The following is a 7,815-nucleotide window of genomic DNA, read 5'->3' on the forward strand; positions in this document are numbered from 1 at the left end:
CTCTATTTGATCATTTGAAAAATAGTTTAATGTTGTGGCATACAAGGCATCGCTCACCTGTAAATGCATGCACACATTTGATGGCATGCCTTGCTGCATGGGTTATCGATCCTATCTCTATTGTGGGCCAGAAAAGATTGAGTGTTTTATGAACCGTAATTCCGAACTGAGGTTAATACATCTGAAGCGCTCGCCAGTAAGATGGCAGAAAGGCTATAAGATAAAAATAGGAAGCTTAGTGCCTGCAAGACTTCAGTAGTACTCAGTTTAAGTGCTATCGCGATATAAGGCACCAAAGATAACGAAAGTGTTAAGGTCATATAGCCGACAAGGCATAAAATATAGGATCTAAGATTGATATGTTGAGTGTCGCTATTATTGATTATCATCTTTCTCTTGCACCAAAATCCAAGGTTTGACGACTGAAGCCCATAGCGTTGTATTGTTCTCAAACCAATGTTTAGCATCGTCATCATTGACATATTCAATATGATTTTGGCTCATGTAATCCGTGATTTGTGCTTGATCGTTTTGTGCTAATGCATAGGCGACATCGATTAAATCAAGTGCATCACTGACCTTGATGACTTTGCCTTGTGCAAAAAAACGCTGAAGCTCAATCCACGCAATACGTGCTGTTTCGCTTAAGATTTTGGCTTTGAGTAATTCATTAGATTCATTAGACTCATTAGGATTGCTCATATTGCGCCTCAAGCTCGGAGAGATTTTCCCATAGCTGATATTTATCATTTAACAATGCTTGCTTTTGTTCAAGTGCTTGTAAGGTTTCTTGAACCGCATCTTTGCTTTGTTGGTAAAACTCAGGTGTAGCAATTTCTTGTTGCAAGTTTTCAATTTCAGCTTCTAATTGTTCAATCTCGTTAGGTAAGTCAGCAAGCTGTTTTTTCTGTGCAAAACTTAATTTTTGTTTTTTAGTGTTACTGGCACTTGCTTTAATGGATGATGATTTTGGCAGAGATTGAGATGCTTGATCTAAGCTCTTGGTGCTCGAGTTTTTTTGGCGTAGCCAATCGTCATAACCACCAACATACTCTTGTAATTGACCGTTACCCTCAAAGACAATCGTGCTTGTGGCAACATTATCGATAAAGCTACGATCATGGCTAACAATCAGCACAGTGCCTTGATAATTTAAAATAAGCTCTTCAAGTACCTCAAGTGTTTCAACATCAAGATCATTAGTTGGTTCATCAAGGATTAACACATTACTTGGTTTGGCAAAAAGCTTGGCTAATAATAAGCGATTACGCTCGCCACCTGAGAGTGAAGAAGCGGGGCTTTGCATGCGTTTTGGATCAAACAGAAAGTTCTGAAGATAACCAATGACATGCACTTTTTGACCATTGATATCCAAGTAATCGGAGCCTTCGGTGACGTTATCAACGAGCGAAAGCTTGGGATTAATTTGATCACGCAGCTGATCAAAATAGGCAATTTGTAGGTTCTCACCATGGTTCACCGCGCCTGATTGCGGTGTTAATTTTTGCAGTAATACTTGCAGTAGCGTACTCTTGCCACAGCCATTTTTGCCTAAGATCGCTATCTTATCACCACGTTGTATCTCACATGAGAAGGTATTAAAGATCGGTTTATTATCATAATGAAAGCTAATATCTGAAGCTTTGATCACCATTTTACCGGATTTATTCGCTTGAGATGCACTTAAGCTAACATTGCCTTGTTTATCACGACGGGCTTTACGCTCTTCACGCAATGCTTTTAATGCGCGCACACGCCCTTCATTACGAGTGCGACGTGCTTTAACACCTTGGCGAATCCACGCTTCTTCTTGTTGCAGCTTTTTATCAAAGTTAGCATTTTGTACTTCCTCGGCATGTAGATAAGCTTCCTTTTGTGTCAGGAATTTATCGTAATTGCCAGGAAAGCTTAAGACATTACCACGATCAAGCTCGATAATATCAGTCGCAATATTTTGCAAAAACTGGCGATCATGGGTGATAAATAAAATACTACCTTTAAACTGTGGCAAGAAGCGCTCTAAAAATTCGATTGACTCGATATCTAAATGGTTTGTCGGCTCATCTAAAAGCAAGAGATCGGGTGAGGTAACCAATGCTTTGGCAAGTAATACGCGACGTTTTAAGCCACCAGATAGATCATCAAATAATGCATTGCCATCAAGCGATAGGGCAGAAAGCACCTTTTCTGCCTCCATTTGCAAATCCCATGCATGGGCATTATCGATTTGCTGCTGTAAGTTATTTAAATGATCTAGATTGTCGGCTTGTGTTAAATCAGCTGTTAATAAATTTTGATAGTCAATAATTAACTGACCAGTCTCACCAAAACCAGAAAGCACAATATTAAATACCGAGCCTTTGGTATTTTGTGGTACCTCCTGCTCAAGCCATGCGATTTTGGCATTGTCATGGACGATGCGTTCACCGTGATCTGGGAGTATTTGCCCTTGAAGGACTTTAAAAAGAGAGGATTTGCCCGCGCCATTGCGACCAATTAAACAGATACGCTTATTGGCGTCGATATCCAAAGAAACATTATCTAAGAGTTTATGGTGTCCAAAGGCAAGCTCGGCATTGCGAAGAGAAATAATTGGCATAGTGTGTGATGATCGTCAAGTTAAATAATTTTGTTAAGTTCAGCAAGATTGCGTGATGCAAGATCATGCCCGATTTGTGCGCCAAGACGCTTGGCAATGAAGCTGGCTGAAATAATGCCACGAATAACGTCTTTACCAGATTTATCTTGCTCTTGAATAAGTAAATGATCAATGTGCTGATCATGCATTAAACGGGCAATATGACCAACTAAGGTGTCTTTTAATACTGCATAGTCAAGCATCGGTAGGTCACTTATTTTTGCCATCAGCATGCCAACAGTTACTTCTTTAGGATTGATATCCTCTTTTTGCGCGACTTGCGTGCGATAGATGCCTTGCAGTCTACGTGTGTTGATCAAGCCGACGACCTCATCATCGTTATTGATTACCAATAATGCATGTACTTCTACTTTCTTCATCATCTGTAATGCATCATCTGCCAAAGTTTTTACATGAATCACATAAGGCTTGACGGTATGAAAGTCAGTGAAAACGTGTAAAGCAGGTGTTTCAAGAGAAATGACATCCATCGTTTCTGGATGATAGTAAGGGATGCTTTGATCTTTAGTGTGCGTTGTTGTATCTAATAATTTATATTCTTTGTATGCCATAAGTCGATCCTTGTGATGATTATTTCTCGTAAGTCTAATCATCATTTCGCTGCTTTGCAAACGCAATAAGCTTAGAAGTCGTAGAAAGCAGAGTAATCGGGGTGATCAAGGTAAGATAACAATTTGATGTTTGGCTAAGCTTTTGGGGATGTGTGTACTGATACCGCAATGTAATGCTTTGTCAATAATTGCATCAGTTGTTGGCTCGATATTCCATTTTTTTGAAATATTCTCAGTAAGGACTCTTGAGACATTACCTCTGGAGATTCCTAAGAAGCTGGCAACATCACGTTGACTCATGCCATGCGCAAGTAAATAGACAATCTCAAGTTCTCTAGGTGAAAGTAAAGCAAAAATCTTTGATGATTCGATATTAGGGTCTGGGTTTAGACCTTTAATATAGTGATAAGGGTTAACATTATCCAGCAGGCGACCGGTAGTCAGTGTGCCGATAACTTCATTGTTTAAATCAATAATCGGCAATACGCTACATTGATAAATATGATGTGATAAGCCTTGCTCAATTAAGCAATTTGTTGAAAAGTTTATACAACGAATGATCTGACGCTTGGTGATGACTTCATTGCGTATTTTCTTTAGTGTTTCATATTCGGATTCACTGATAATCTTAAGATCGAAAAGCGTGGTGCCAATCAGCTGCTTGGCCTCAGTATTTGCGATGATTTTGGCAGTTTGTTCATTTAAAAATCGTATTTTCCCATCTAGGTCATGCGCAATAAAGTTGACCCCCAGATCGTTATAGTTATTTAAAAAAGGGATAAAGTAGTTCTCTAAGAATGCTGAGTCCTGCATTTGTGATCTTGCTCCATGAAATGTGTTGAATAAAAAACTTGCTGTAATTTATACGTTTTAACTTAAGCAAGACTTAAAAGAAATAAAAAATAAGAAAAGATGTAAATTTTGATCACCCCCTGCCATTTGGCTGCTGTTTGTCATATTTATCTTAAGTTACAGTTCCACCCCTTTGTTTTTTAACAAATAGCTAGGCATATATCGCTCATGAATCGCTTTGTGGTATTTAATATCGCAGAAGTTATTGATACTTATGTGAAATGGATAGATGACAATGGAGTAATTAAATTAATGTTCACATTAAAACAAATGGAAGTTTTTGATACATTTGCAAAAACCTTGAGTATTACCGAAGCCGCGAATAAGTGCTATATCAGCGTGCCAGGTGCGTGGAAGCATTTGGATAATTTGCAAAAGCTATGTAACACAGCCCTCTATCAAAAAGAGGGAAAATATATGCACTTGACTGCTGAAGGCAAAAGTTTGCACGCTCAGATCATTAGGTTATTAGAGCAAAAGCAAAATATAGCTGATTATATTTATGAACTTCAGCAAAAAAAAGAAGTCATCAAAGTTGCGATTCCTGAAAATCTTGCGGAGATTTTTTTGGGTATGATCAGTGCTTTTAAATCAAAATATTTAGGGATAGAAGTGAGCATGACATTGATAGGTAGCCTTGATGAAATGCAAAAAGCCATTAAAGAAAAGCAGTACGATGTCATTTTCACACTTTATCCATTTATATCGCAGGGTGATTATAGTGTAACGACATTAGGCAGTTACAAGATGTTGCTATGTAGCAGTAAAGTTCATTTTCCAAGGGTAAATGCTATTCAAGATTTGTCATCACTAACCTCAACGAGGATATTTATGCCCCAGTATTTTTATGCAACGACAAGCTACTTTATCAAATATCTAGAGGCGTTTATTTCAGCGCCTGATATTGAGTATTTAGATAAAGTAACCACAATTAAAAAATTTATTGATCATGGCATGGGACATGGTGTCATACCTTCTTTTTGTTTTTCATCATGCAACGATACCTTGCAAATACTACACAACTATAATAAACCTCAGTCTATATATGCATACACTTTACAGGGAACAAGAAATAATAATGTGATAAAGGAGTTGCTTAATTATGATCTGCTGGCAGAAGCCTCGGGAGAGATTCTTGATACATTACTTAGCGATTAATGCTATTACTTTTATAAGGAGGTATATCTATCAATTTTTCCATAATGATTGAGCGGATCATTTGAATTGCGTCAAAGCATAACTCATGACCTGTTTCATAGGTGTGCCATGCGACATTATAACCATGTTGGATCAGCATAACTTTAGCTGTGGCGCCAAGCTTTATCGGAACAATTGTATCTTGCGTGCCATGCATACAGATGTAGTTAGTATGCTGGTGGGGTAGGTCAGTTATTACTGTTAGAAATAACGCTTGAATCGATTGCTAAGCTGCAAAAAAATATTTCTCAGGCTATACTTTCATTAGTTTTAAATACCTAAACAATAGTTTTGGTCATAATGGATATTCGGGTCAAGCCTGAATATGATGACTGGTAGTCATTCTCAGACTTGATCCGAGAATCCAAAAAATACCTAGTAATATTTGCATAGGTACTTATGATGAGCATGTATCATCAAGACAATCAAGGAAGCAGCTATGGTATGTAATAGAAAATGTAAAGAATATAAAAAATATAAAAAGCAGATGCGTAATAAATACTATTCTCACTCAAGCAAACAAGCGGGCTTTGGTTTGATTGAATCTTTAATTGCACTGACTATACTAGTCTTTGTCTTTACCTCGTTTATGACAGTGATGCTGCGTTCAGCCACTGTAGCAAGTCGCACAAATAACGAAGTTGCTATTGATATTCTATTGGATAACCGTATTGAAAATTCATGGATAACCGGGCAAGCGATTGATCTCTCACCCAGTGGTAATATTGTCTTTACCCAAGGAACAACGGAATTAACGGGACGCAATACCTTGTTAAATGTTGAGCAACAGCGCACCTTTGCTGTGGTGATACCATAGTTTTAAGGGGTATCAAGATGCATATTCAAAGGGTTAAAATAAAAGAGCAGGGTGCAAGTTTAATTCAAATGCTCGTAGGTATTGCTGTTGCTGCTTTTGTCTTAGTCATAGCCGGTGAGATGTATTACACCGTCCGCCATAGTTACACACGCACAGTCACACAACTGGTTGATAACACCGAAGCAAGTGTTGTTGCCCAAGCTTTTCGTAATCTGGTTGATCAATCAACCTCGCCATCACCTTATGGGTTGTGGCCGTGGCAGCAAGTCGATTTACGCGTGACAAGTTCTACCTTTAATCCGCTATCCTATCCACCAGTATATGCGGCAACTTCATTAAATTTTTATGCTCCACCAAATCATGTTGCTGGAACTGATATATTAATGTTACAAGGCGTTGTTTCCAGTGAGCTGTCTGGTGCTATTTCAGCCAGTTCTTCACCGGTGAATATCACAACAGGATTAAAAATTGGCAATAACGACTATATATTGTTGGCAGATCAAACAGGCTATCAAGTGATGAAGGCAACGGCAGATGCTTCAGGTAGTTCAGTGCCTGTTGAGCAGGGTCCCGCGCGGAGCTATGCCGCTGGCAGTTTTTTAGCGCAATACCATGTCTATATTTTGTATCTACGAGAGCAAAGCGGCGTTAAAAGTCTTATGATTAATATTGATAATGCAGGAAGTTCACAAGAGCTGATTGCTAATGTTGATGATCTGCAAATACGCTACTACGCCAATGGCGTTTGGAATAATGTCCAAGCAGACGGTACGCCTAATTATCTTGAGCCTTGGTATAAAGCTGTCAAAGGTATTGAGATTCGTTATACAGTTTCAGGGCAAGTCTATACAATCTTAATTGCGTTAAAGGCGAATGTTTTGTAGCTAGGCTGTCTATACTCATATTGTCCACGAGTTTGAAAGTGCTTCGGCTTGTTTAAGCACAAGTTCTATAGCACCTGCAGTCTTATCAGGCGGGTATTTCCAGCGCTGTAACGTGCGGCGAACGAGTATCTTTAGTTTTGCTCTAACACTATCTCTAACTTGCCAGTCTACAGTTGTCGAACGTCTAAGCTTTTCGGTTATCTCGATGGCAATTTTCTTCAAAATTTCATCACCCAATTCGCGCACGGCACTTTCGTTATTTGCTAGCGCATCATAAAAGGCAATTTCATCAGGGTTCAATCCAAGATTGGCTTCACGTGTCATTTCTTCTTGAAATGTTTTAGCCATTTGAATAAGTTCTTCAATAACCTGTGCTGTTTCAATGGCTCGATTGTTATATTTTCGAAGTGTCTCTTGTAGTCTGTCAGCATATTTTTTTTCTTGAACGATATTATTACGTGTTTTTGCTTTGATATCGTCTTTTAGCAGTTTCTCTAATAATTCAACAGCTAGATTTTTCTCTGGCATTTGTCTTACATCATCGAGAAACGGGCGCATTCGCGATTTGTGGGTAAATCAGCTGTAGTTTAACTTGAACTGAATGCGATCTTTATGTACAAATACCCTACTGCCTTTAAAACATAAGCAAGTTATGGATGAATTTAGCTGAGCAAAACCTAGAAACGATTCAGAATGAGATATCAAATACGATAGTAGAGCTATCTAAACTTAACACCGTTACGGAAAATAAGCTTGATAAAGATCGTATTGAGCATGCACAAGATCTATCAAGCAAACTCTCCGACTTATACGCAGCACTAAGTCATCAAGAGAAAGTGCTCAGTGACTCATTCA

The 7,815-nt window shown here is 38.5% G+C and carries 11 protein-coding genes; 4 read left to right on the forward strand and 7 right to left on the reverse strand.

All coding sequences use genetic code 11. The features are described from left to right. Positions 1–146: 146 nt before the first annotated feature. From DNJ75_RS15425 to DNJ75_RS13735, 5 genes are all read right to left on the reverse strand, one after another. Complete coding sequence (locus DNJ75_RS15425) at positions 147–389, reverse strand: hypothetical protein (protein ID WP_157968360.1); 243 nt, start codon at positions 387–389, stop codon at positions 147–149. Further along, positions 376–702, reverse strand: a complete 327-nt coding sequence (locus tag DNJ75_RS13720; RefSeq protein ID WP_117004014.1) for a DUF2288 domain-containing protein — start codon at positions 700–702, stop codon at positions 376–378. Before DNJ75_RS13720 ends, DNJ75_RS15425 begins: the two co-directional genes overlap by 14 nt. Beyond that, positions 689–2,599, reverse strand: a complete 1,911-nt coding sequence (locus DNJ75_RS13725) for an ATP-binding cassette domain-containing protein (RefSeq protein ID WP_117004015.1) — start codon at positions 2,597–2,599, stop codon at positions 689–691. Before DNJ75_RS13725 ends, DNJ75_RS13720 begins: the two co-directional genes overlap by 14 nt. 20 nt (positions 2,600–2,619) lie before the next feature. Continuing rightward, the gene (locus tag DNJ75_RS13730; protein WP_157968361.1) at positions 2,620–3,210 is read right to left on the reverse strand and encodes a CBS domain-containing protein; all 591 of its coding nucleotides are present in this window, start codon (positions 3,208–3,210) and stop codon (positions 2,620–2,622) included. A gap of 105 nt (positions 3,211–3,315) precedes the next feature. Further along, positions 3,316–4,023 carry a PAS domain-containing protein gene (locus DNJ75_RS13735; protein WP_117004017.1) on the reverse strand — a complete coding sequence of 236 codons (708 nt, stop codon included), beginning with the start codon at positions 4,021–4,023 and terminating at the stop codon, positions 3,316–3,318. A 207-nt stretch (positions 4,024–4,230) separates the two neighbouring features. On the opposite strand from DNJ75_RS13735, the gene DNJ75_RS13740 reads away from it, so the two are divergent. Further along, the gene (locus DNJ75_RS13740) at positions 4,231–5,220 is read left to right on the forward strand and encodes a LysR family transcriptional regulator (protein WP_117004018.1); all 990 of its coding nucleotides are present in this window, start codon (positions 4,231–4,233) and stop codon (positions 5,218–5,220) included. Here DNJ75_RS13740 and DNJ75_RS15855 read toward each other — a convergent pair. Then, positions 5,210–5,479: an alpha/beta hydrolase gene (locus DNJ75_RS15855; RefSeq protein WP_349293389.1), complete on the reverse strand. Its 270-nt coding sequence runs from the start codon at positions 5,477–5,479 to the stop codon at positions 5,210–5,212. The genes DNJ75_RS13740 and DNJ75_RS15855 overlap by 11 nt on opposite strands. 219 nt (positions 5,480–5,698) lie before the next feature. Here DNJ75_RS15855 and DNJ75_RS13750 point away from each other — a divergent pair, with 219 nt between their 5' ends. Beyond that, positions 5,699–6,076 (forward strand): type IV pilus modification PilV family protein, encoded by a 378-nt coding sequence (locus DNJ75_RS13750; protein ID WP_117004020.1) that lies wholly within the window; start codon positions 5,699–5,701, stop codon positions 6,074–6,076. 17 nt (positions 6,077–6,093) lie between these two features. Continuing rightward, entirely contained in the window at positions 6,094–6,960 is an 867-nt protein-coding gene (locus tag DNJ75_RS13755) for a PulJ/GspJ family protein (protein WP_117004021.1), read from the forward strand. A 15-nt stretch (positions 6,961–6,975) separates the two neighbouring features. On the opposite strand, the gene DNJ75_RS13760 is transcribed toward DNJ75_RS13755, so the two are convergent. Next, positions 6,976–7,518 (reverse strand): DUF3387 domain-containing protein, encoded by a 543-nt coding sequence (locus DNJ75_RS13760; RefSeq protein ID WP_224742332.1) that lies wholly within the window; start codon positions 7,516–7,518, stop codon positions 6,976–6,978. A gap of 98 nt (positions 7,519–7,616) precedes the next feature. Here DNJ75_RS13760 and DNJ75_RS13765 point away from each other — a divergent pair. Further along, positions 7,617–7,815, forward strand: a 199-nt coding sequence (locus DNJ75_RS13765; protein ID WP_157968362.1) for a hypothetical protein, incomplete at its 3' end; no start/stop codon positions are given.

The organism is Cysteiniphilum litorale (assembly GCF_003428165.1).
In the GTDB taxonomy this organism is placed as follows: Bacteria; Pseudomonadota; Gammaproteobacteria; order Francisellales; family Francisellaceae; genus Caedibacter; species Caedibacter litoralis.

What these genes read in the sequence shown, in the direction of transcription:
- DNJ75_RS13755 (WP_117004021.1), top strand. Translation starts at nt 6,094, where the DNA reads ATGCATATTCAAAGGGTTAAAATAAAAGAGCAGGGTGCAAGTTTAATT.
- DNJ75_RS13750 (WP_117004020.1), top strand. Translation starts at nt 5,699, where the DNA reads ATGGTATGTAATAGAAAATGTAAAGAATATAAAAAATATAAAAAGCAG.
- DNJ75_RS13725 (WP_117004015.1), bottom strand. Translation starts at nt 2,599, where the DNA reads ATGCCAATTATTTCTCTTCGCAATGCCGAGCTTGCCTTTGGACACCAT.
- DNJ75_RS13730 (WP_157968361.1), bottom strand. Translation starts at nt 3,210, where the DNA reads ATGGCATACAAAGAATATAAATTATTAGATACAACAACGCACACTAAA.
- DNJ75_RS13735 (WP_117004017.1), bottom strand. Translation starts at nt 4,023, where the DNA reads ATGCAGGACTCAGCATTCTTAGAGAACTACTTTATCCCTTTTTTAAAT.
- DNJ75_RS15425 (WP_157968360.1), bottom strand. Translation starts at nt 389, where the DNA reads ATGATAATCAATAATAGCGACACTCAACATATCAATCTTAGATCCTAT.
- DNJ75_RS13760 (WP_224742332.1), bottom strand. Translation starts at nt 7,518, where the DNA reads ATGCGCCCGTTTCTCGATGATGTAAGACAAATGCCAGAGAAAAATCTA.
- DNJ75_RS13740 (WP_117004018.1), top strand. Translation starts at nt 4,231, where the DNA reads ATGAATCGCTTTGTGGTATTTAATATCGCAGAAGTTATTGATACTTAT.
- DNJ75_RS13720 (WP_117004014.1), bottom strand. Translation starts at nt 702, where the DNA reads ATGAGCAATCCTAATGAGTCTAATGAATCTAATGAATTACTCAAAGCC.